The sequence below is a fragment of the Inquilinus sp. Marseille-Q2685 genome (assembly GCF_916619195.1).
Taxonomy (GTDB): domain Bacteria; phylum Pseudomonadota; class Alphaproteobacteria; order DSM-16000; family Inquilinaceae; genus Inquilinus.
The window spans coordinates 1,810,813-1,831,266 of sequence record NZ_CAKAKL010000002.1 but is presented as its reverse complement, the minus strand read 5'-3'; the positions used below and the strand labels follow the sequence as shown (position 1 = coordinate 1,831,266).

Sequence of the window (20,454 nt, the reverse complement as noted above, 5' to 3'; positions counted from 1 at the left end):
TGCGGTTTCGCGTCACCGTGACGCCGCGGTTGCGGCGTTCAGGCGGCGTCGATGAGGCTGCGCCCGGTCATCTCCTCCGGCTGCGCCAGCCCCATCAGCTGCAGCAGGGTCGGCGCCACATCGGCCAGCTTGCCGTCATGCAGGCGGCGGCGCGGTTCCGGGGCGTTGACCAGGATCACCGGCACCTTGTTCAGCGTGTGCGCGGTGTGCGGGCCGCCGGTCTCCGGGTCGCGCATCAGCTCGGCATTGCCGTGGTCGGCGGTGACGATCATGGCGCCGCCCTGGCGCCGGACCGCGGCCTCGACCTTGCCCAGGCAGGCATCGACCGTGGCGCAGGCCTTGATCGCCGCCTCCAGGATGCCGGTGTGGCCGACCATGTCCGGATTGGCGAAATTGACCACCACAAGGTCGTACTTGCCGCTGTCGATCGCCGCCACCAGCTTCTCGCACACCTCCGGCGCCGACATCTCCGGCTGCAGGTCGTAGGTGGCGACCTTGGGGGAGGGGACCAGGATCCGGTCCTCGCCGGGAAACTGCCGCTCCTCGCCGCCGTTGAAGAAGAAGGTGACGTGCGGGTACTTCTCGGTCTCGGCGGTGCGCAGCTGGGTCTTGCCGGCCTCGGCCACCACCTCGCCCAGCCCCTTGTCGATCGACTTCGGCGGGAAGATCGCGGACATCAGGCCGTTCAGCAGGTCGGAATACTCGACCATGCCGCAGGCGTCGGCGAAGCGGACCGGGGTGCGGGCGAAGCCGTCGAAGGCCGGGTCCAGCAGCGCCTGCAGGATCTCGCGCACCCGGTCGGCCCGGAAGTTGGCGCACAGCACGCCGTCGCCGTCCTTCATGCCGGCATAGCCGCCGATCACGCTGGGCAGGATGAACTCGTCGCCGGTGTCGGCGCGATAGGCGGCCTCGACCGCAGCGACCGGGTCCGGCGCCGCCTCGCCCTTGGCTTCGGCGACGGCGCGATAGGCCTTCTCCACGCGCTCCCACCGCTTGTCGCGGTCCATGGCGTAGTAGCGGCCGTCGACCGTGGCGACGCGGGCGTTCGGCAGCCCGTCGATGTCCTTCAGGAAGCGGCGGAGATAGTCGGCGCCGGCACGGGGCGGGGTGTCGCGCCCGTCGGTATAGGCATGGACCGCGACCGGCACGCCGGCCTCGGCGACGATCTTCGCCAGCGCCGCGATCTGGTCCTGATGCGCGTGAACGCCGCCGGGCGACAGCAGCCCCATCAGGTGGCAGGTGCCGCCCGAGGCCTTCAGGGCGTCGATGTGCTTGCGCAGCGCCTTGGCCTTGGCCAGCGAACCGTCGGCGATGGCGTTGAAGATCATCTGCAGGTCCTGGAACACCACCCGGCCGGCGCCGAGATTCATGTGCCCGACCTCGGAATTGCCGATCTGGCCGTGCGGCAGGCCGACGGCCTCCTCGCTGGCCTGCAGGAAGGCGTGCGGTTCCTCGGCCCACAGCCGGTCGAAATTCGGCGTGTCGGCCAGGCGCACGGCGTTGTCCGCCTCCTCCTCGCGCCAGCCCCAGCCGTCGAGGACGCAGAGGACGACGGGACGGGGTGGGGTCGTGGCTGCTGCGCTCATCGCATGTCCTTTCTCGGAATCCGCCCTTCATGTATCGGTTGTTGCGGCCAACGCAAGGGGGGCACCGGTATGGGCGATAGAACGGCACGGATCCGCGACCGCTGGCTGGCGGCGGCGCTGCTCCTGGCCGCGTGCGGCTGGCCGCCGGCCGGCGCAGCGGCCGACGCGGCCGATCCGGTCCAGCAGTGGCAGCAGCTGGTACGCGCCAACATCGTCCGCTATGCCTGCGGTGCCGCTCCACGCGATGCCGGACGGCAGGTCCACTTCGCCTATGCCATGAGTGACGCCCGGCTTCTGGCCCTCACGGCGCTGGCCAAGCGCCAGAATGTGCCGACGAGCGATGCGGGGGTGCTGGCCGATATCGACCGGCGCCGGGCCGAGGAGGAGAAGGCGGCGCGCGATGTGGTCGCGCAGCGCGGCTGCGGCGATCCGCAGATCAGGGAGCTGATCGGCCTCGCCGATCGGGCGTCGAACTGACATGCTCGACCGGATGGCAACCGGTGGCGGCCGTTGGCCTCTGGCGGTCCTGCTCCTGGCCGGCCCGCTGCTCGCCGGCTGCGCCGGCCCCGTGGTCGGCGCCGCCTATGACGCGAAGGACCCGGTCGATCGCTGGCAGGCGGCGCTGCGGGCCAATGCCGCGCGCTATGTCTGCGGCGCGCCGCTGGAGGAGGGGCGCGAGACCCGGCTGGCCGACGCCATGCTCGAAGCCCAGCACCAGGCGGAAGCGGCGCTGGCGCAGCGGGAAGGCACGCAGCTGACCGATCCTGAGGTGCTGGGCGATATCGCCTCCCGCCGCACGCTGCAGGAGCGGGCGGTGCGCGATGCGGTCGCAGAGCGCGGCTGCTCCGATCCGCAGATCATGGATCTGATCGCCCTGGCCGAGCGTTTGTCCGCCGGTCAGGGCTAGACGACGATGACGGAGGAAGCGATGCGCATCACGCGCCTCGGATCGGTCGCGGTGGTGGCGGTTCTCGCCCTCGGGGGCTGCAACGAGCAGGGCTATATCGATCCCGGCTATCCTGGCCCTTCGAGCTACCCCGGCTATTCCAGCTATTCCGGGCCGGGGCGGGTGCCGCAGCAGGCGGGCACTGCCGGCGACGCGCTGCAGCGCTACGACGCCATGGTCCGGGCCGAATCCGCCGCCCGGTCCTGCCGGGGGCGGCTCGACCCGCCGCAGGAGCAGCGCTTCGCGGCCGTGCTGTCGCAGGCGGAATCCGATGCGGCGGGCCAGCTCGCCAGTTCCTCGGGCGCCCCGGGCAACGAGGGCGCGGTGTGGCAGGAGCTCGGCAGCCGGCGCGCGGCGAATGAGCGCGACGCCGCCAGCTTGGCCCGACAGCGCGGCTGCCGCTCCGGCCCCGTCGAGGAGCTGATCGGCGCCTATCGCAACTTCGCGGCGCTGGGCTGACGGTCTCAGGGCCCGAACAGAACCCGGAACATGATGCGCCCGGGGACGGCGAAGGCGACGATCAACGGGATCCCGAGGGCAAAGCAGGCGATGTTCCGCATGATCCTGCGGTGGCGCTCGACATCGTGCCGCCGGGCGGCGGCCACCGCCTGCCACAGGCTGGCCAGGGTGAGCACGGCGAGCAGGTGAAGCCAACTGACTGGCCCGAGATGCGGCGGGACGGGGCGGTCCAGGATGCAGAGGGCGCTGACGCAACCGATGACGAGCGCCGCGACCCAGACCCGGCCCATGGCGCGGTGGCGCGGCGTCCCCTTCGGCAGGATCAGCTGGAGCGGCGCCAGGATGACGGCGATGCAGACCGCGGCGACATGCAGCTGGATGACAAGCGGGGCATCCAGCAGCGGCGCAAGAGACACGACCATTCCCCCTCTTGTCATGCCCGGGCTTGACCCGGGCATCCAGAGACTGTCGACATCTTCTGGATTGCCGGGTCAAGCCCGGCAATGACAGCAGAAGGGATGGGCCTCCAGCTCAAGCCCGGTGGTACGGATGCCCGCTCAGGATGGTCTGGGCGCGGTAGATCTGCTCGGCCAGCATCGCCCGGGCCAGCATGTGCGGCCAGGTGAGACGGCCGAAGGACAGCAGCAGCTCGGCCCGGTCGCGCACCGCGTCGTCATGGCCGTCGGCGCCGCCGATCAGGAAGGCCGCCTCGGCCCGGCCCTCGTCGCGCCAGCGGCCGAGCAGGCGGGCGAAGGCGGCGCTGTCGAGGTCGCGGCCGCGCTCGTCCAGCGCCACCACCGCGGCCCCGGCCGGCACCGCGGCCAGCAGCAGCGCGGCTTCCTCGCGCTTCAGCGCGGCGCCGGACAGGCCCTTGCGGGCCTCGACCTCGCGCAACGTCAGCGGCCAGGCGGACCGGCCGGCATAGTCGTCGAACAGGTCGCGCAACGGCCCCGGGCGGGCGCGGCCGACCGCGGCGATGGTCAGCCGCATTCAGGACCGTCCGGACCGCTCAGGCCGTGCCGGCGATGCGGGTCACCCGCTCGGCGTCGTCGTCCCACATCTTCTCGAGGGCGTAGAAATCGCGCACCTCGGGCCGGAACAGATGGACGACCACGTCGCCGGCGTCGATCAGCACCCAGTCGCCCCGCGCCTGGCCCTCGACCTGGATCGGGCCCGGCGCCAGCGGCTTCAGCTTCTCCAGCAGATGGTCGGCCATGGCGGCGACCTGGCGCGAGGAGCGGCCGGTGGCGATGATCAGGCTGTCGGCGATGGAGGACCGGCCGGTCAGGTCGATCACGACCAGATCTTCGGCCTTGTCGTCGTCGAGCGACGTGAGGGCGGTCTCGAGCAGGGGCCGGGCAAGGCTGGCGGCGAGGCCCGGCGGCAGACGCCCGGCTTCGGCCCGGGGCGTCTCGGTGTTCGGTCGTATGGCGTTCACCTCATGGTTGTGCGGCGGCACGGCGCTGATGCGCCGCGGCGTCGCCAGGGTCGGGGCGAAGCTGCCGCGCGGCCCTCAGCGCCGTGGCCGAGGCCGGGTGACGCTTCGCCAGGAAGAACACCCAGGCCGGTGGGGCCGTTCCGGCCAGCGCCCGGGTGTGATCCTGGTCGATCCGCGCCCGCGCGAACCGCTGCGCCGCCAATCCCGACAACGCTCTTAGAGAATAGGTAGGACGGTCGTAGACGGCAACCGGCACGGTCTCGAAGATTTTCGTCCAGCGCTGCCAGTGGCGGATCTGCGCCAGGTTGTCGGCGCCCATCAGCCAGACGAACTCGGTCCGCGGAAAACGGGCGGTCAGCGCCTTCAGCGTGTCGGCGGTGTAGCGGGTGCCGAGCCCGGCCTCGATCCCGGTGACGACGATCCGCGGGTGGCGGGCGGCGCGGCGGGCGGAGTCGATCCGCTCGGTGAAAGGCGCCATGCCGGCGGCCGGCTTCAGCGGGTTCTGCGGCGACACCAGCCACCACACCGCGTCCAGGCCCAGCCGCTTCATCGCCTCCAGGCTGATGTGCCGGTGCCCGGCATGGGCCGGGTTGAACGACCCGCCGAGCAGCCCGACGCGGCAGCCGTCCCAGATCCGGCCGTGCCGGGGATTGGGCGGGGTCAGCATGGCTGCGCCGTGCCCGCTCGATGAGCCGCTCCATCTTCCATCCTCCCCCTCCCCCCGCGGGAGGGGTAGGGGGGGGGCTGTCGACGGCCAAAGGGATGGCTCGAAATCTGCGAATGTCCGAAGGCGAGCGCCCGCCAGCTCGCGCGACGGCATACCCCTCCCCCCCTCCCGCAAGGGGAGGGGGAGAGTGGATGGAAGGGGCATCGCTGGTTGATGCAATCGAGGGGGATCCCGCCGGCGGTCAGGGCCGGGTCTGGCCGGTGCCGCGGACGAGGTACTTGTAGCTCGTCAACTGCTCGGTGCCGACCGGGCCGCGGGCGTGCAGCCGGCCGGTGGCGATGCCGATCTCGGCGCCCATGCCGAACTCGCCGCCATCGGCGAACTGGGTCGAAGCGTTGACCAGCACGATGGCGCTGTCGACCCGGGCCAGGAACGCCTCGGTCGCGGCCTCGTCGGCGGTGACGATGCTGTCGGTGTGGTGGCTGCCGTGCAGGTTGATGTGCTCGACCGCGGCGTCCAGCCCGTCCACCGTCTTCACCGACAGGATGGCGTCGAGATATTCGGTGTCCCAGTCGTCGTCGGACGCGGCCAGCACCCGCGGGTCGATCGCCTGCACCACCGTGTCGCCGCGGATCTCGCAGCCGGCCTCGATCAGGTCGTCCAGGATCGGCCGCAGCATCGACCCGGCGACGCTGCGATCGATCAGCAGCGTCTCGGTGGCGCCGCAGACGCCGGTGCGCCGCATCTTGGCGTTGTACACCACGCGCCGCGCCATCTCCGGATCGGCCGCCTCGTGCACATAGGTGTGGCAGATGCCGTCCAGGTGCCACAGCACCGGGATCCGGCTGTCCGCCGCCACGCGGGCGGTCAGCGACTTGCCGCCGCGCGGGATCACCACGTCGACGAATTCGGTCAGTCCCAGGAGCTCGCCTACCGCGGCGCGGTCGCGGGTCGGCACCAGCTGCACGGCGCTGCGCGGCAGCCCGGCCTTCTTCAGCCCGTGCCCGACCGCGGCGGCGATGGCGGTGGAGCTGCGGAAGCTCTCCGACCCGCAGCGCAGGATGCAGGCGTTGCCGGATTTCAGGCACAGCGCGGCGGCGTCGGCGGTGACGTTGGGCCGGCTCTCGAAGATCACGCCGACGACGCCCAGCGGCACCCGCATCCGCTGGATGCGCAGCCCGTTCGGCCGGGTCCAGTCGGCCAGCACCGCGCCGATCGGATCGGGCAGGGCGGCCACGGCCTCCAGCCCCTGGGCGATCGCCTCGATCCGCTTGTCGTCCAGCGCCAGCCGGTCGAGGAAGGAGCCGGCGACGCCGTTCCGCCTGGCTTCCGCGATGTCCTCGGCATTGGCCGCCAGGATCAGCGCCCGGTCGTCGCGGACCGCCGTCGCCGCCGCCGTCAGCGCCGCGTCCTTCTGCGGTCGCGGCGCCAGGGCCAGCGCGGCAGCGGCGCTGCGCGCGGCGGCGCCCAGGCGGCGCATCAGCTCGGCGGTGGTCTCGGTCTCGGTGTCGAGGGCAGTCATTGCACAGGCTTCCAGGGTCGATCCGCCAGCCTAGCGCAGGTTTCCGCCGGTTTCACTGCGCTTCGGCCGCAACGGCGCCATGTCCGTTATGGCTGCGGTCCTCGGCCGGCCCGCGGAACTCCGCCAGGTTCAGCGCCGTGTTGATCACGCCGATATGGCTGAAGGCCTGCGGGAAGTTGCCGAGCTGGCGTCCCGCGATCGGGTCGTACTCCTCGGCCAGCAGCCCGACGTCGTTGGCCAGGCCGACCAGCCGCTCGTAGAGGGCGGTGGCCCGGTCGGCGGCGCCGATCATGGCCAGCGCGTCGGCCAGCCAGAAGCTGCAGACCAGGAAGGTGCCCTCCTCGCCGGCCAGGCCGTCGACCCCCGACTCCGTCTCATAGCGCCGGACCAGCCCGTCGACCGTCAGCTCGCGCTCGATCGCCTCGACCGTGCCGATCACCCGCGGGTCGTCCGGCGGCAGGAACCCCACCATCGGGATCTGCAGCAGCGCCGCGTCCAGCATCTCGGAGCCGTAGGACTGGACGAAGGCGTTGCGGTGCGCGGAGAAGCCCTGGGCGCAGACCTCGGCATGGATGCGGTCGCGCAGCGCCCGCCAGGCCCGGACCGGCCCCTCCAGCCCGAACTGCTCGACCGCCTTGATCGACCGGTCGAAGGCGACCCAGGCCATCACCTTGCTGTGCACGAAGTGCCGCCGGGGCCCGCGGATCTCCCACAGCCCCTCGTCCGGCTTGTGCCAGATCTTCTCGAGATAGCCGAGCAGCACCCGCTGCACCCGCCAGGCGTCGTGCGGGTGGGTCAGGCGCTTCTTGCGGGCGACGTGGATGGCGTCCAGGAGCTCGCCATAGACGTCGAGCTGCAGCTGGGCGTGGGCGCCGTTGCCGACGCGGACCGGCTTGCTGCCCTCGTAGCCGGAGAGCCAGGGGATCTCCAGCTCGGTCAGCCGGCGCTCGCCGCCCAGCCCGTACATGATCTGCAGCTGCTCCGGCCGCCCGGCCGCGGCCCGGCGCAGCCAGTCGCGCCAGGCCGCCGCCTCCTCGGTGAAGCCGGCGCCCAGCAGGGCGTAGAGGGTCAGCGTCGCGTCCCGGATCCAGCAGTAGCGGTAGTCCCAGTTGCGCTCGCCGCCCAGCTCCTCGGGCAGCGAGGTGGTGGCGGCGGCGACGATGCCGCCGGTCGGCGCATAGGTCAGCGCCTTGAGGGTGAGTGCGGAGCGCAGCACCGCGTCGCGATACGGGCCGTCATAGGTGCAGTTGTGCGCCCAGCCCTGCCACCAGGTCTCGGTGTCGATCAGCGACCGGAACGGGTCGATCACCCCCGGCTCCGGCAGATGCGACGGGTACCAGGTCAGGATGAAGGGCAGGCGGTCGCCGGCCTCGACCGTGAAGTCGCCGACCGTCTTCATCGATTCGCCGTGCAGCGCGATCGGCGACCGGAAGCGCAGGGCGTCGGGCCCGGCGATGGCGACGATGCCGTCCGGCCGGTGCCGCACCCAGGGCACGATGCGGCCGTAGTCGAAGCGGAACGCCGCCTCCAGCCGCATCGGCACGGATCCCTCGCGGCCCTCGACCAGCCGGATGATCGAGATCTCGTCCTCGCGGTGCGGCAGGGGCATGAAGTCGATCACCGCGACCGTGCCGGTGTCGGTCTCGAACACCGTCTCCAGCACCAGCGTGTTGCCGCGGTAGCGGCGCCGCGTCCGGGCGGTGAGATGGTCGTCCGGCGCGATCTGCCAATGGCCGTTCTCGACATCGCCCAGCAGCCGGGCGAAGCAGGCTTCGGAATCGAAGCGCGGCAGGCACAGCCAGTCGATCGACCCGTCGCGCCCGACCAGGGCCGCGGTCCGGCAGTTGCCGATGATGGCGTAGTCCTCGATCCGCCCGGCCGGGCCCGTGAAGCGCCCCTCGGTGCGCACCCGCGGCTGCTTGCCGGTGGCGCGCCCCTCGGCGCCGTCGGCGGCCGGGGTGGGGACTGCGTCCGGATGCCCTGTCAGTGACGCCATGTCGATCTCCGCTCTCGTCGTCATGCCGGGGAAGGTGGGAAGCGCCGGTTTGTTCCGCTGCGCTGACAGCTTACGCCGCGACGGAACGCCGCGCATTCCGTCGTCTGCGATCGATCCGATCACCATAGCGGTCCCGACCGCGATGTCGAATAATGCGCTGGCCGATCCTTGCATCGGACGCGCGGCGGCTCCTCGGTTATTGCATTCTTTGATGTTGTCTTCTCAGGAACAGGCCCCAATCTTCTGATTATGAAGGCGTTGCGCACCCTGGCCCTGATCGCGGCCATTCTCGCGGCGCCGTGCGGGACCCTCTCGGCGGCGGATGCGCCGACTCGTCTCGACACTCTCCTCGACCAGCTCCGGACCACCGAGGACGCGGCGGAGGCGCAGCGGCTGGAGCGGCAGATCTGGACCCTGTGGCTGACCTATGAGGGCGCCGACCCCCTGGTGCCGGACCTGCTGCGGCGCGGCAACGCCGCCCTCCAGCAGCGCGACTACGCGCTGGCCGAGGCCGCCTTCACCGCGGTGGTCGAGCGGGCGCCGGATTTCGCCGAGGGCTGGGACCGCCGGGCGGTGGTGCGCTTCCTGCGCGGAGACTGCGACGGGGCGGTCCAGGACATCGGCCGGACCCTGGCGCTGGAACCGCGGCATTTCGGGGCGCTGTTCGGCCTCGGCCTGTGCCGGACCGTGCAGGGCGACCACCAGGCCGCGCTCGACGCCTTCGAGCGGGTGCTGGCGCTGGACCCGCATTACGCCCCGGCGCAGAGCCAGGCGGCGCTGATGCGGAAGTATCTCGCCGGCTACCCGCTCTGACACCCGTTCGACAATGCACCTGGCGCGGCCGTCTGATGGCGGGCTCGAGCGCTTCCGGTGCTCACGGACTCGTGTCCGCTGCGCTCCGGTTCTCGAAACCACTCACACCAGCGCATTTCCAAACGGTCTCTACGGCCCCGCCGGCGCGGCGATCCGACGCGACCGGTGCAACCGGACGCCCGGGCTACCACATCGGAAGGATCGCGCCGCCACCGGAGGTCCAGCCGCCATGTCGATCCGCCCCATCTTCGGCGACGGGCAGCTCCGGGCCCGCGACGACAGGACGGTCCGGCTGCACCACGCCTCCTGGTTCGGATCCCGGGTGCTGTTCGACCACCGGCGCTGGCTGTGCCGCGAGGTGGAGATGCGCTGGGCCGCGCCGCGGCACCTTCTGGTCCTGACCGAGGCCGGCCGGACCGGCGGCACGCGCGTCCAGGCCGACGGCAGGCTGTTGTTCGACGGTTCCGACCGGCCCGGCGTCTTCACCTTCGTGCCGGCGGGGGCCGAGCGCACCGGCGTCTATCGCGACGCCGACCTCTCCTATTCCGCGCTGTGGATCGACCCCGCCTGGGATCGCGCCGACCGCCTGGCTGGCCTGCCGATCCTGGTGAACCGCAGCGACACCGTGATCGGCACGCTGATCGGCGCGCTGCAGTCCGAGATCGCGCTCGGCTGCCGGCCCGACGCCGCCTATGTCGAGCATCTGGTGGCGCTGCTGGGGCTCCGGCTGGCGGCGCTGGACCACGCCCTGCCGCCGCCGTCGCGGCACGGGCGGCTCGGCCGCCACGCCCTGGCGCGGGTCCGGGACTATGTCGACGCCCACATTGCCGACGACATCTCGCTGACCGGCATGGCCGAGGCCGCCGGCATCGGCCCGGACAGCTTCGCCCGCCGCTTCAAGGCCACGACCGGCATGGCGCCCTACGCCTTCGTGCTGGAGGAGCGGATCCGAAGGGCCGAAGCGCTGCTGGCCGACGCCGCCCTGCCGATCGGGGCCATCGCCATCCGCCTCGGCTTCTCCAGCCAGAGCCATTTCACCGCCACCTTCCGGCGCCTCCGCGGCACCTGCCCCCGGGCCTGGCGGATGCGGATTCTTCCCGAATCCTGACAGTCCGGCCGGCTTCCTGATAGCGGCCGCGCCCCGCCGCCCCTACCTCCCGGGCATCGACGAGGGCCGGCTTCGGCCGCCTCGTTCCGCAGACGGGGATTCGCCATGGCCGCAGCTGACGGCAACACCGGGCCGACGCGCCGTTCCGTGCTGGAGGCCGGCGCCGCCGCCGGCCTGGTCTTCACCGCCGCGCCCGCCGCGGCGCAACAGCCCGCGCCTGCGCCGGTCCCGAAGGCGGCGCTGCGCCTCTCGATCAACGGGCAGGAGCGGGCGGTCGAGCTGGACACGCGGACGACGCTGCTCGACGCGCTGCGCAACACGCTCGGCCTCACCGGGTCGAAGAAGGGCTGCGACCACGGCCAGTGCGGCGCCTGCACCGTGCTGGTGAACGGCTGGCGCATCAACGCCTGCCTGACCCTCGCCGTGATGCATGAGGGCGACGAGATCACCACCATCGAAGGCCTGGCGCAGGACGACGCGCTGCACCCGATGCAGGCCGCCTTCATCGCCCGCGACGCGTTCCAGTGCGGCTACTGCACGCCGGGGCAGATCTGCTCCGCCGTCGGCATGCTGCGCGAAGTGGAAGCCGGCTGGCCCAGCCATGCCGGCGCCGATGTCGCCGCGCCCGGCCCGCTGACCGATGCCGAGATCCGCGAGCGCATGAGCGGCAACATCTGCCGCTGTGCCGCCTATCCCAACATCGTCGCGGCGATCCGCGACGTGGCGGAGGCCTGAGCGATGCAGCCCTTCACCTATGAGCGCGCGGTGGACCTGCGGGCGGCGGCCGCGGCGGTGGCGGCCCGGCCCGGGGCCCGCTTCATCGCCGGCGGCACCAACCTGCTCGACCTGATGAAGCTGGGGGTCGAGCGGCCGACCCATCTGGTCGACATCAGCCGGCTGCCGCTCGACCGGGTCGAGCGGACGCCGGACGGCGGCCTGCGCATCGGGGCGCAGGTGCGGAACGGCGACCTCGCCGCCGACCCGGCGGTGCGGCGGCACTATCCGGTGCTGGCGCAGGCGCTGCTGGCCGGGGCCTCCGGCCAGATCCGCAACAAGGCCTCGACCGGCGGCAACCTGCTGCAGCGCACCCGCTGCCCCTATTTCCAGGACCTGTCGCTGCCCTGCAACAAGCGCAGCCCCGGCTCCGGCTGCGCCGCGCTGGACGGCTTCAGCCGCATGCACGCCGTGCTCGGGGCCGGCGACGACTGCATCGCCGTCCACCCCTCCGACATGGCCGTGGCCCTGGCCGCGCTCGACGCCCGGGTCGAGACCATCCGTCCGGACGGCGGGGGGCGCACGATCCCGGTGGGCGAGCTGCACCGGCCGGCCGGCACGACGCCGGATGTCGAGACCGCGCTCGGCGCCGGCGAGATGATCACGGCGGTGGTCCTGCCTCCGCCGCCGCCCGGCCGGCAGCTCTATCGCAAGGTGCGGGACCGTGCCTCCTACGCCTTCGCCCTGGTCTCGGTCGCCGCCATCGTCGAAGCCGAGGGCGGCCGCATCCGCAGCGCCCGCGTCGCCCTGGGCGGCGTGGCGCCGAAGCCCTGGCGCGCCGGGGCCGCGGAGCGGGTGCTGGCCGGCGCCGTCGCGGCGGAGGGCAGCTACCGCGATGCCGCCGCGGCCGCCCTGGCCGAGGCGCGGGGGCGCCCCGGCAACGACTTCAAGATCCAGCTGGCCCAACGGACGCTGCGGCACACCCTGGCCGCGGCCGTCGAGCGCGCGTGAGGGAACGATGGCAAATGACAGCGTCGCGATCGGCAAGCCGGTCGACCGGGTCGACGGCCCGCTCAAGGTCACCGGCCGGGCGACCTACGCCTATGAGCATGTGCCGGACCAGGAGCCGGCCTACGGCGTCATCCTCGGCGCCGGCATCACCCGCGGTCGGATCGTGGCGATCGACCCGGCGGAGGCGGAGCGGGCGCCGGGCGGGCTGCATGTGATGCCCCATCGCACCGCGCCGCCCCAGCCCGCCTTCGGCCCGCCGGTCACGCCGACGCCGCCCGAGGTGTTCACCCGCGCCCGGCCCATGCTCGCCGACGACCGGGTGCGCTTCCACGACGAGCCGGTGGCGCTGGTGGTGGCCGACAGCTTCGAGGCCGCCCGCGCCGCCGCCGGCCTGATCCGGGTCCGGTATGAGGAGGAGCCCGGCGCCTTCGACCTCGCCGGCCGGCTGGACGAGGCCTATGCGCCGCCGCGGGCCAATGCCGGGCTGCAGACCGACAGCGCCGTCGGCGACTTCGACGGCGCCTTCGCCGCCGCGCCGGTCAAGGTCGAGGCGCTGTACCGGACGCCCTATGAGCACCACAACCCGATGGAGCCGCATGCCACGCTGGCCGAATGGTCCGGCGACACGGTGACGATCCGCACCGGGGCGCAGACGCTGGCGTATGTCCGGGCCGGCATCGCCAACACGCTGGCGATTCCGCCGGACAATGTGCGGATCGTCAGCGCGTTCACCGGCGGCGGCTTCGGTTCCAAGCTGACGGTGCATGCCGACATGGTGCTGGCCGCCCTGGCCGCGCGGGTGCTGCGGCGACCGGTGAAGGTCGCCCTGACCCGGCAGCAGATGTTCGGCAATGCCGGTCACCGGGCGGAGATGATGCATCTGGTCCGCCTCGGCGCCGACCGCGACGGGCGGCTGACCGCGCTGGGCCACGACGTCTGCTCGGCCACCTGCCGGTTCGAGGAGTATTGCGAGCAGACCGCGGTCGTCACCCGGTCGCTCTACGCCGCCCCGAACCGGCTGACCCGGCACCGGCTGGTGCCGGTCGATCTCCGCCGCGGCGAATGGATGCGGTCGCCCGGCGAGGCGCCCGGGCTGATGGCCTTCGAATCCGCCATGGACGAGCTGGCCGAAACGCTCGGCCTCGACCCGATCGAGCTCAGGATCCGCAACGAGCCGGCCCGGGATCCCGAGCGCAACGTGCCCTTCGCCGGCCGCAACCTGGTCGGCTGTCTGCGCGAGGGCGCGCGCCGCTTCGGCTGGGAGCGCCGCAGCGCCGAGCCGGGCCGCGTCCGCGACGGCCGCAAGCTGATCGGCCTGGGCGTGGCGGCGGCGATCCGGCCCAACTATCTCGGCGCCGCGACCGCCCGGGTGGCGATCGACGCCCGGGGCCGGGTGACCGTGCGGCTGGACATGACCGATATCGGCACCGGCACCTACACGATCCTGGCGCAGATCGCGGCCGAACGGCTCGGCGTGCCGCTCTCGGCGGTGACGGTCGAGCTCGGCGACAGCCGCTTTCCGCGCACCGCCGGCTCCGGCGGCTCCTGGGGCGCCGCCAGCTCCGGCACCGCCGTCCACCAGGCCTGCCTCGCCCTGCGGGCGAAGATCGCCGAGGCCGCGGGACGCGCTGACAGCATTCTGTCGGCGGATCTCCTCGCCCGCATCGCCCCGGACGGGCTGGAGGCCGAGGGGGCGTCCACCCCGATGACGGCGAATCCGGACTATAAAGAGTTCTCCCAGCACTCCTATGGCGCGCAATTCGCCGAGGTCGCGGTCGACATCGACACCGGCGAGGTCCGGCTGCGCCGCATGCTGGCGGTGATCGATGCCGGCCGCCTGCTGAACGCCAAGACCGCGCGCTCGCAGGTGATCGGCGGCATGACCTGGGGCCTCGGCGCCGCGCTGATGGAGGAGACGCATCTCGATCCCCGCCACGGCCGCTTCGTCAACCGCGACCTCGCCGAATACCACATCCCGGTCCATGCCGACGTGCCGGAGCTCGAGGTCGTGTTCCTGGAGCAGCCCGACGAAAGGGCCAACCCGCTCGGCGCCAAGGGCCTGGGCGAGCTCGGCGTCTGCGGCGCCGGGGCGGCGGTGGCCAACGCCGTCCACAACGCCACCGGCCTGCGGGTGCGGGACTTCCCGATCACCCTCGACAAGCTGCTGCCCGGCCTGCCGCTGGCGGATGTGTGAGGACCCGATGACGACGGATGGACGACTGACCCGGCGGCACATGCTCGGCGGCCTGGCGGCCGGCGCCGCCCTGGGCGCCGCGGTCCCCGGCCAGGCCCAGCCGCGGATCGCCGGCACGGCCCTCGCCAACGGCGCCTATGCCCACAATGTCGAGGTCGTCGGCTACAGCGACCTCGACCACCGGCCCGCCTTCAAGATGGCGATCCGCGAGGCGGCCGGCCGCTGGTATCTCCACACCGGCCATTTCTGGCACCGGGGCTGGAGCATCGTCGACGTCACCGACCCGGCCCAGCCCAGAGTCGCGCGCTTCGTCGAGCATCCGGGCGCGAACACCTGGACCCTGCAGGTCGACCTGCACGGCGACATCATGATCACGGCGCTGGAGAAGCCCTTCGCCAATTTCGGCGGCGATCCGGATGCGCCCTTCGACGAGGGCGTGGTGATCTGGGACATCGCCGACCCGCTGGCGCCGCGGCGGCTCGGCCAGTACCGCACCGGCGGCACCGGCACCCACCGCAACCTCTATGCCGGCGGGCCCTACATGCATGTCGCCGCCGGCATGCCCGGCTATCGCGGCAACATCTACCTGATCGTCGACATCTCCGACCCCGCCCGCCCGCGCGAGGCGGGGCGCTGGTGGGTGCCGGGCCAGCACGAGGCGGGCGGGGAGGCGGCCCCGACCCGCGTCGCCGCCGAACAGGGGACGCATGCCGGCGGCCATTGCCGCTGCGGCGTGTTCTGCGCCGGAGCGGGGGAGGACGTGTCGCTGCACGGCCCGCCCTACGTCGTCGGCGACACCGCCTACCTGCCCTATGGCGCCGCCGGCGTGGTGATCCTCGACATCGGCGACGTGTCGCGGCCGCGGCAGATCGGCGGCCTGGGCTTCAGCCCGCCCTTCCATTCCCGGTTCGGCGTGCATGGCGTCCTGCCGATCCCCGAACGGAAGATCGCCTTTGCCAATTCCGAGAACGTCACCTACGAGCGCGGCCCTGCGCACCACGCCTCGATCCTCGACATATCGGACCCGCGGCAGCCATTCCTGCTGTCGCTGCTGCCGGAGCCGATCCCGCCGGCGGAGGCGCCCTATGACGATTTCACGACGCGGGGCGGCTGGCGCGGGCCGCACAACATGAACCACCACCAGCACCATCCGGACGTGCAGAAGCAGGGCGACCTGTTCTACCTCGCCCATTTCAACGCCGGGCTCAGGATCTACGACGTCTCGAACGTCCGGCTGCCGCGCGAGGTCGGCTTCTTCATCCCGCCGGAGCCGGCGCGGCGCTACGGCCCGATGCCGGAGGGAAAGCTGGTGGTGCAGACCGAGGATGTCCTCGTCGACCGGCGCGGCTTCATCTACATCACCGACAAGAACCAGGGGCTCTGGATCCTGCGATACTCAGGGCCGGCGCCGGGGGGCGCCTGACATCCGTCAGTGGATGGTGCCGGCCGGCCTGGTGGTGCACCAGGCGCCAGCCATCGGGCTCGCGGCTGAACACGTTGGTGGCCGCGAGCCGGTTGTCGCCGATCTTCTCGATGCACAGCACCACGGCGGTATCGCCGTAGTCCAGCACCCGTGTCGCCTCGACGGCGATCCGCGGCGGGTCGCGCAGGATCGACGCCCAGCTCTTCATCACCGCCTCGCGCCCGGCCAGGACCGGCCAGCCCGGATGGATGCAGGCGACCGGCTGCCGCTGCGACCACAGCCCATCCATCGCGGCGGCATCGCCCTCGGCGAGGGCGGCGTAGAAGGCCTGGTTGGCGGCGAGCGGGGAATGGGTCATATGAAGGTGAGCCCCTTCGAGAATGCGCTGGCGTGAGTCGGCTGCTGGCGATTTTGAGAACCGGAGCGCAGCGGGCATGGAGGCCCGTGAGCACCGGAAGCGGAAAAATCGCCAGCAGACGGCCACGCCAGTAGCATTATCGACGGGGCTCAGTCCTCGATCCAGGCGATGCGCAGCACATTCGTGTTGCCGGGGGTGCCGAAGGGCACGCCGGCCGTGACCACGATGCGCTGCCCGGCGGCGCCGAAGCCGTCGTGCTTGGCCAGGCGGCAGGCCTTGCCGACCATCTCGGTGAAGTTGCTGACATCCTCGGTGTGCACCGAATGCACGCCCCAGCACAGGCCCATGCGGCGGGCGGTCTGCAGGTTCGAGGTCAGGCACAGGATCGGCACCTCCGGCCGCTCGCGCGCCGCGCGCAGCGTGGTCGAGCCCGAGGTGGTGTAGGTGGCGATCGCCACGGCGCCGATGGTGTGCGCCACCTGCCGCGCCGCGGCGGTGATGGCGTCGGCCGCCGTGTTCTCCGGGTCGTAGTGCACCGCGTCCAGGATGGTGCGGTAGATCGGGTCCTTCTCCACCCGCCGAGCGATGCGGTCCATCATCGTCACCGCCTCGACCGGGTATTCGCCCGAGGCGGTCTCGGCCGACAGCATCACCGCGTCGGCGCCGTCGAACACCGCGGTGGCGACGTCGGAGGCCTCGGCCCGGGTCGGGGTCGGGGCCATGATCATGCTCTCCAGCATCTGGGTCGCCACGATCACCGGCTTGCCGGCCTGGCGCGAGGCGCGGATGATCCGCTTCTGCAGCGACGGCACGTCCTCGGCCGGCATCTCGACGCCCAGGTCACCGCGCGCGACCATCACCGCGTCGGTCAGCTCGACCAGCTCGTCCAGGTGCTGGATCGCCGCCGGCTTCTCCAGCTTGACGATCACCTGGGCCCGGCCGGCGATCAGCCGGCGCGCCTCGGCGATGTCCTCGGGCCGCTGCACGAAGGACAGCGCCACCCAGTCGACATCGATGTCGAGGGCGAAGCGCAGGTCGTCGCGGTCCTTCTCGGTCAGCGGCGACAGCGGCAGCACCGCGTTCGGCACGTTGACGCCCTTGCGGTCGGACAGGCGCGAGCCGGCCTCGACCACGGTGTCGGCGAAGTCCGGGCCGCAATCAACGACCTTCAGGCGCACCTTGCCGTCGTCCAGCAGCAGGGCCTGCCCGGGCTCCAGCGCGGCGAAGATCTCGGGATGCGGCAGGGTCACGCCGGTGGCGTCGCCGGGGCGCTGCTGCAGCGACAGGCGGAAGCCCTGGCCCTCGGTCAGCTTGACCGGGCCTTCGGCGAAGGTGCCCAGGCGCAGCTTCGGCCCCTGCAGGTCGGCCATCACCGCGATCGGGTGGTCGAACTCGCGCTCCACCTCGCGGATCAGGGCGAGGCGCGCGGCGTGGTCCTCCTGCTTGCCGTGGCTGAAGTTCAGGCGGAAGACGTCGACGCCCGCCTCGAACAGCTTGCGGATCGCCTCGGCCGAGCTGGTGGCCGGGCCCAGCGTGGCGACGATCTTGGTCTGGCGCGTGCGGCGGAACGACGGGCGCTTCTTGGGCATGGCTGAACTCCGGGTCGTGCCGGCGCGCCGGGCCCAGCCCCGCACCGACGGGCGGGAAGAAATCACATCCGAGGCCCTTCGCCAACGTCGAATGTGCGCGGAGATTCGGATATTACGCGGACTTAATATTTCGCGGACGGCCGGATCTGCGCGGAATTGCGCGGCTTCGGGACCGGTGTTGCGGGTCAGACACGCACCGTGTTTTCCCGTCGCAGCACCGCTGTCGCGGCGTCCAGATCGGCCGCGCGGACCAGCAGGTAGTCGGTGTCGTAGGTCGAGATCGCGAAGATGCTGATCCCGGCCTCGGCCAGGGGCGCCGCGAGTCGGGCCAGGATGCCGGTCAGGGCGAAGTCGAGCGGCCCTTGGACCTTGAAACCGCGCCAGCCGCGCTCGGCCTGCGCCTCGGCCGGCACCCGCGCCTCGGGGCACGCCACCGACAGCTCGTCGCGGGTGCGGCTGACGGTGACGAAGGGATCGGACCAGTTGATCCAGCCGGGCAGGGACGCGTCCGCCGGCAGCCGGGCCACGGCCAGCGTCTCCGGCAGCAGGCTGAGGGTGAGGCGGGGCCCGGTCATCATGCCCTCCGGGCGAGGAGAATCCCGGCCAGCACCAGGGCGCCGCCCAGCCCCTGCATCGGCCCCAGCGGCTCGGCCAGGACGATCCAGGCCAGGGCGGCCGCGGCGACCGGCTGGATCAGCAGGGTGAGGGAGGAGAAGGCCGGCGGCAGCCAGGCCAGGGCGTAGGTGATCAGGCTCTGCCCGGCGACCTGCGAGACCCAGGACAGGCCCAGCAGCACCGCCCAGCCATACAGGCTCGACGGCACGAAGACCGGCTCCATCAGCAGCGCCAGCGGCAAGGTCGCCGCGGCGGCGACGGCGCTGGTCCACAGCATCACCGTGGCGACGGAGAAGCGGTCGCGCAGCCGGCCGACCGCCAGGATGTAGCCGCCGTAGAACACGGCGGCGAGGGCGGCCAGGGCGTCGCCGGCCAGGGCGCCGTCGCCGAAGCCGCCGCCCTTCAGCACCACCACGCCGGCGATGGCCACGGCCAGGCCGGCGGCGAAGACCGGGCGGATCGGCGTGCGGAACAGGACGAAGGCGCCGAGGGTGACGAAGATCGGCGCCAGGTTGGCCAGCAGCGTGGCGTTGGCGACCGAGGTGAGGGCCAGCGCCCAGTGCCAGGCCACCAGGTCGGCGGCGATGAACAGGCCGGGCAGGGCCAGGGCGGCGCAGTCGGCCAGGCTCCGCGCCCGCGCCGCCTCGCCGCGCGCCCGCTCGGCCCGGTACCAGAGGAACAGGATCGGCAGCGCCAGGGCCACGCGCCACACCGCGGTCGCGACCGGCCCCACCTCCGACAGGCGCACGAAGATCGGCGAGCTGCCGATCGCCAGCCCGCCCAGGATCAGGGCGGGCAGCGCCAGGCGCTGGGGGGGGGAGGGGGACAGGACGGCGTCGCTCATGATGGGCCGGAGCTTAGTCCCGGGGGCCCGTCGCCAGCCATGGCGGGCCGCGCAGGGGAGACCGGCGCGCCGCGCGGGCCGGCTCGGGTGATCATGGGCCATCATCAAACCGTCACGGCGCGGCGGCAGGATGCGCGCGCCGAAATCGAGGGATTCGCCATGCATCGCTTCGCCGCCCCGGTCGCCGGGATCCTGCTGGCCACCGCCACCGCCGTCGCCACCCCCACCGGCTCCGTTGCGGCAGACCCCGACGTGCTGGGCCGGCGGATCGAGGGGCTGTCGCGCTCGACCCAGTGGCGGCTGGTCGAGACCATCCCGGTGCCGTTCGACACCTATCACCCGCAGGGCTTCGCCCGGGCCGGCGACGTGATCTTCGCCTCCTCGGTCGAGATCACCGTGCCGACCAAGCGCTATGCCCAGCCGCAGGACGGCATGGACCGCGACACCGGCCAGGGCACCGGCCATCTGTTCAAGCTCGACGCCCGGGGCCGGCAGATCGGGCACATCACCCTCGGCGAAGGCTCGATCTACCATCCGGGCGGCATCGACTATGACGGGCGCTGGCTGTGGGTGCCGGTGGCCGAGTACCGGCCGAACAGCCATTCCATCCTGTACCGGGTCGACCCGCAGACGCTGGAGGCGGTGGCGGTCGGCCGCGTCGACGACCATATCGGCGGGCTGGTGCACGACACCGACCACAACACGCTGCACGGCGTCAGCTGGGGCTCGCGCCGCTTCTACACCTGGCGCCTGGATGCCGAGGGCAAGGTAGACGCCTCCACGCCGCCGACCGTCACTCTGAACCCCGAGCACTATCTCGATTACCAGGACTGCGCCTATCTGCCGGTCGGCCTCGCCATCTGCACCGGCATCACCGAGTTCCGCCGCGCGCCGGACGCGCCGGTCTTCGGCCTGGGCGGGATCGAGATCGTCGACCTCGCCGCCGGCCGCCCGACCTTCCAGGTGCCGGTGCTGCTGTGGACCGAGGACGGCACCGCCATGACCCGTAACCCGGTTCTGGTCGAGGCGACGCAGGACGGCCTGCGGCTGACCACGATGCCGGAGGACGGACAATCGCGGATCTTCGTCTACGAGACGCCCTGAACTTTTTGGGTGGGATGTCGGGACCGTCCGGGCGGCAGCGTCCTTGGGCCATCGCATCACGGCGGAC

The 20,454-nt window shown here is 72.2% G+C and carries 21 protein-coding genes; 10 read left to right on the top strand and 11 right to left on the bottom strand.

Translation table 11 applies throughout. The features are described 5' to 3' along the window. Positions 1 to 38: 38 nt before the first annotated feature. Positions 39 to 1,586: a 2,3-bisphosphoglycerate-independent phosphoglycerate mutase gene (gene gpmI, locus LG391_RS17690; RefSeq protein WP_225769318.1), complete on the bottom strand. Its 1,548-nt coding sequence runs from the start codon at positions 1,584 to 1,586 to the stop codon at positions 39 to 41. Between the two features lie 69 nt (positions 1,587 to 1,655). Between gpmI and LG391_RS17685 the strand changes: the two genes are divergently transcribed. The 3 genes from LG391_RS17685 to LG391_RS17675 are packed head-to-tail and all read left to right on the top strand — an operon-like array spanning position 1,656 to position 2,991. Next, on the top strand, positions 1,656 to 2,063 hold the full coding sequence (locus tag LG391_RS17685) for a hypothetical protein (protein WP_225769317.1): 408 nt from the start codon (positions 1,656 to 1,658) through the stop codon (positions 2,061 to 2,063). Position 2,064: 1 nt separating this feature from the next. Then, positions 2,065 to 2,493 carry a hypothetical protein gene (locus LG391_RS17680; protein ID WP_225769316.1) on the top strand — a complete coding sequence of 143 codons (429 nt, stop codon included), beginning with the start codon at positions 2,065 to 2,067 and terminating at the stop codon, positions 2,491 to 2,493. A gap of 21 nt (positions 2,494 to 2,514) precedes the next feature. Beyond that, positions 2,515 to 2,991, top strand: coding sequence for a hypothetical protein (locus LG391_RS17675; RefSeq protein ID WP_225769315.1), 477 nt, complete (start codon positions 2,515 to 2,517; stop codon positions 2,989 to 2,991). A 5-nt stretch (positions 2,992 to 2,996) separates the two neighbouring features. Here LG391_RS17675 and LG391_RS17670 read toward each other — a convergent pair whose 3' ends face one another. The 6 genes from LG391_RS17670 to LG391_RS17645 all read right to left on the bottom strand — a co-directional run bounded on the left by LG391_RS17670 (position 2,997) and on the right by LG391_RS17645 (position 8,614). After that, positions 2,997 to 3,413, bottom strand: a complete 417-nt coding sequence (locus LG391_RS17670) for a DUF2306 domain-containing protein (protein WP_225769314.1) — start codon at positions 3,411 to 3,413, stop codon at positions 2,997 to 2,999. A gap of 109 nt (positions 3,414 to 3,522) precedes the next feature. Continuing rightward, positions 3,523 to 3,981: a 23S rRNA (pseudouridine(1915)-N(3))-methyltransferase RlmH gene (rlmH, locus tag LG391_RS17665; protein WP_225769313.1), complete on the bottom strand. Its 459-nt coding sequence runs from the start codon at positions 3,979 to 3,981 to the stop codon at positions 3,523 to 3,525. A gap of 19 nt (positions 3,982 to 4,000) precedes the next feature. Beyond that, positions 4,001 to 4,450 carry a ribosome silencing factor gene (rsfS, locus tag LG391_RS17660; RefSeq protein WP_374200748.1) on the bottom strand — a complete coding sequence of 150 codons (450 nt, stop codon included), beginning with the start codon at positions 4,448 to 4,450 and terminating at the stop codon, positions 4,001 to 4,003. After that, entirely contained in the window at positions 4,431 to 5,096 is a 666-nt protein-coding gene (locus tag LG391_RS17655) for a nicotinate-nucleotide adenylyltransferase (protein ID WP_225769312.1), read from the bottom strand. Before LG391_RS17655 ends, rsfS begins: the two co-directional genes overlap by 20 nt. A gap of 241 nt (positions 5,097 to 5,337) precedes the next feature. Next, positions 5,338 to 6,618, bottom strand: coding sequence for a glutamate-5-semialdehyde dehydrogenase (locus LG391_RS17650; protein ID WP_225769311.1), 1,281 nt, complete (start codon positions 6,616 to 6,618; stop codon positions 5,338 to 5,340). 52 nt (positions 6,619 to 6,670) lie between these two features. Next, positions 6,671 to 8,614, bottom strand: coding sequence for a glycoside hydrolase family 15 protein (locus tag LG391_RS17645; protein WP_225769310.1), 1,944 nt, complete (start codon positions 8,612 to 8,614; stop codon positions 6,671 to 6,673). A 249-nt stretch (positions 8,615 to 8,863) separates the two neighbouring features. On the opposite strand from LG391_RS17645, the gene LG391_RS17640 reads away from it, so the two are divergent. The 6 genes from LG391_RS17640 (at position 8,864) to LG391_RS17615 (ending at position 15,877) form a co-directional block, all read left to right on the top strand. Further along, positions 8,864 to 9,427, top strand: coding sequence for a tetratricopeptide repeat protein (locus tag LG391_RS17640; protein ID WP_225769309.1), 564 nt, complete (start codon positions 8,864 to 8,866; stop codon positions 9,425 to 9,427). 229 nt (positions 9,428 to 9,656) lie between these two features. After that, the gene (locus tag LG391_RS17635; RefSeq protein WP_225769308.1) at positions 9,657 to 10,535 is read left to right on the top strand and encodes a helix-turn-helix transcriptional regulator; all 879 of its coding nucleotides are present in this window, start codon (positions 9,657 to 9,659) and stop codon (positions 10,533 to 10,535) included. A gap of 105 nt (positions 10,536 to 10,640) precedes the next feature. Beyond that, positions 10,641 to 11,270 (top strand): 2Fe-2S iron-sulfur cluster-binding protein, encoded by a 630-nt coding sequence (locus LG391_RS17630; RefSeq protein ID WP_225769307.1) that lies wholly within the window; start codon positions 10,641 to 10,643, stop codon positions 11,268 to 11,270. Positions 11,271 to 11,273: 3 nt separating this feature from the next. Continuing rightward, the gene (locus LG391_RS17625) at positions 11,274 to 12,260 is read left to right on the top strand and encodes a xanthine dehydrogenase family protein subunit M (RefSeq protein WP_225769306.1); all 987 of its coding nucleotides are present in this window, start codon (positions 11,274 to 11,276) and stop codon (positions 12,258 to 12,260) included. A gap of 7 nt (positions 12,261 to 12,267) precedes the next feature. Beyond that, the gene (locus LG391_RS17620) at positions 12,268 to 14,454 is read left to right on the top strand and encodes a xanthine dehydrogenase family protein molybdopterin-binding subunit (RefSeq protein WP_225769305.1); all 2,187 of its coding nucleotides are present in this window, start codon (positions 12,268 to 12,270) and stop codon (positions 14,452 to 14,454) included. Between the two features lie 7 nt (positions 14,455 to 14,461). Further along, complete coding sequence (locus tag LG391_RS17615) at positions 14,462 to 15,877, top strand: LVIVD repeat-containing protein (protein WP_225769304.1); 1,416 nt, start codon at positions 14,462 to 14,464, stop codon at positions 15,875 to 15,877. Here LG391_RS17615 and LG391_RS17610 read toward each other — a convergent pair. The 4 genes from LG391_RS17610 to LG391_RS17595 all read right to left on the bottom strand — a co-directional run bounded on the left by LG391_RS17610 (position 15,813) and on the right by LG391_RS17595 (position 19,283). Further along, entirely contained in the window at positions 15,813 to 16,235 is a 423-nt protein-coding gene (locus tag LG391_RS17610; protein WP_225769303.1) for a nuclear transport factor 2 family protein, read from the bottom strand. The genes LG391_RS17615 and LG391_RS17610 overlap by 65 nt on opposite strands. 149 nt (positions 16,236 to 16,384) lie before the next feature. Beyond that, on the bottom strand, positions 16,385 to 17,824 hold the full coding sequence (pyk, locus tag LG391_RS17605; RefSeq protein ID WP_225769302.1) for a pyruvate kinase: 1,440 nt from the start codon (positions 17,822 to 17,824) through the stop codon (positions 16,385 to 16,387). Between the two features lie 185 nt (positions 17,825 to 18,009). Beyond that, on the bottom strand, positions 18,010 to 18,399 hold the full coding sequence (locus tag LG391_RS17600; protein WP_225769301.1) for an ACT domain-containing protein: 390 nt from the start codon (positions 18,397 to 18,399) through the stop codon (positions 18,010 to 18,012). Then, a complete protein-coding gene (locus LG391_RS17595) occupies positions 18,399 to 19,283 on the bottom strand; it encodes a DMT family transporter (RefSeq protein WP_225769300.1) in 885 nt (294 codons plus the stop codon). Before LG391_RS17595 ends, LG391_RS17600 begins: the two co-directional genes overlap by 1 nt. A gap of 93 nt (positions 19,284 to 19,376) precedes the next feature. On the opposite strand from LG391_RS17595, the gene LG391_RS17590 reads away from it, so the two are divergent. After that, positions 19,377 to 20,387: a DUF6454 family protein gene (locus tag LG391_RS17590; protein ID WP_225769299.1), complete on the top strand. Its 1,011-nt coding sequence runs from the start codon at positions 19,377 to 19,379 to the stop codon at positions 20,385 to 20,387. The last annotated feature ends 67 nt before the right edge of the window (positions 20,388 to 20,454 follow it).

Excerpts from the sequence above, each read along its gene's own strand:
- LG391_RS17640 (WP_225769309.1), top strand. The coding sequence starts at position 8,864 with ATGAAGGCGTTGCGCACCCTGGCCCTGATCGCGGCCATTCTCGCGGCG.
- LG391_RS17600 (WP_225769301.1), bottom strand. The coding sequence starts at position 18,399 with ATGACCGGGCCCCGCCTCACCCTCAGCCTGCTGCCGGAGACGCTGGCC.
- LG391_RS17590 (WP_225769299.1), top strand. The coding sequence starts at position 19,377 with ATGGGCCATCATCAAACCGTCACGGCGCGGCGGCAGGATGCGCGCGCC.
- LG391_RS17635 (WP_225769308.1), top strand. The coding sequence starts at position 9,657 with ATGTCGATCCGCCCCATCTTCGGCGACGGGCAGCTCCGGGCCCGCGAC.
- LG391_RS17620 (WP_225769305.1), top strand. The coding sequence starts at position 12,268 with ATGGCAAATGACAGCGTCGCGATCGGCAAGCCGGTCGACCGGGTCGAC.
- LG391_RS17655 (WP_225769312.1), bottom strand. The coding sequence starts at position 5,096 with ATGCTGACCCCGCCCAATCCCCGGCACGGCCGGATCTGGGACGGCTGC.
- LG391_RS17595 (WP_225769300.1), bottom strand. The coding sequence starts at position 19,283 with ATGAGCGACGCCGTCCTGTCCCCCTCCCCCCCCCAGCGCCTGGCGCTG.
- LG391_RS17625 (WP_225769306.1), top strand. The coding sequence starts at position 11,274 with ATGCAGCCCTTCACCTATGAGCGCGCGGTGGACCTGCGGGCGGCGGCC.
- LG391_RS17615 (WP_225769304.1), top strand. The coding sequence starts at position 14,462 with ATGACGACGGATGGACGACTGACCCGGCGGCACATGCTCGGCGGCCTG.
- LG391_RS17630 (WP_225769307.1), top strand. The coding sequence starts at position 10,641 with ATGGCCGCAGCTGACGGCAACACCGGGCCGACGCGCCGTTCCGTGCTG.
- pyk (WP_225769302.1), bottom strand. The coding sequence starts at position 17,824 with ATGCCCAAGAAGCGCCCGTCGTTCCGCCGCACGCGCCAGACCAAGATC.
- LG391_RS17685 (WP_225769317.1), top strand. The coding sequence starts at position 1,656 with ATGGGCGATAGAACGGCACGGATCCGCGACCGCTGGCTGGCGGCGGCG.
- LG391_RS17670 (WP_225769314.1), bottom strand. The coding sequence starts at position 3,413 with ATGGTCGTGTCTCTTGCGCCGCTGCTGGATGCCCCGCTTGTCATCCAG.
- gpmI (WP_225769318.1), bottom strand. The coding sequence starts at position 1,586 with ATGAGCGCAGCAGCCACGACCCCACCCCGTCCCGTCGTCCTCTGCGTC.
- LG391_RS17680 (WP_225769316.1), top strand. The coding sequence starts at position 2,065 with ATGCTCGACCGGATGGCAACCGGTGGCGGCCGTTGGCCTCTGGCGGTC.
- LG391_RS17675 (WP_225769315.1), top strand. The coding sequence starts at position 2,515 with ATGCGCATCACGCGCCTCGGATCGGTCGCGGTGGTGGCGGTTCTCGCC.
- LG391_RS17650 (WP_225769311.1), bottom strand. The coding sequence starts at position 6,618 with ATGACTGCCCTCGACACCGAGACCGAGACCACCGCCGAGCTGATGCGC.
- rlmH (WP_225769313.1), bottom strand. The coding sequence starts at position 3,981 with ATGCGGCTGACCATCGCCGCGGTCGGCCGCGCCCGCCCGGGGCCGTTG.
- LG391_RS17610 (WP_225769303.1), bottom strand. The coding sequence starts at position 16,235 with ATGACCCATTCCCCGCTCGCCGCCAACCAGGCCTTCTACGCCGCCCTC.
- LG391_RS17645 (WP_225769310.1), bottom strand. The coding sequence starts at position 8,614 with ATGGCGTCACTGACAGGGCATCCGGACGCAGTCCCCACCCCGGCCGCC.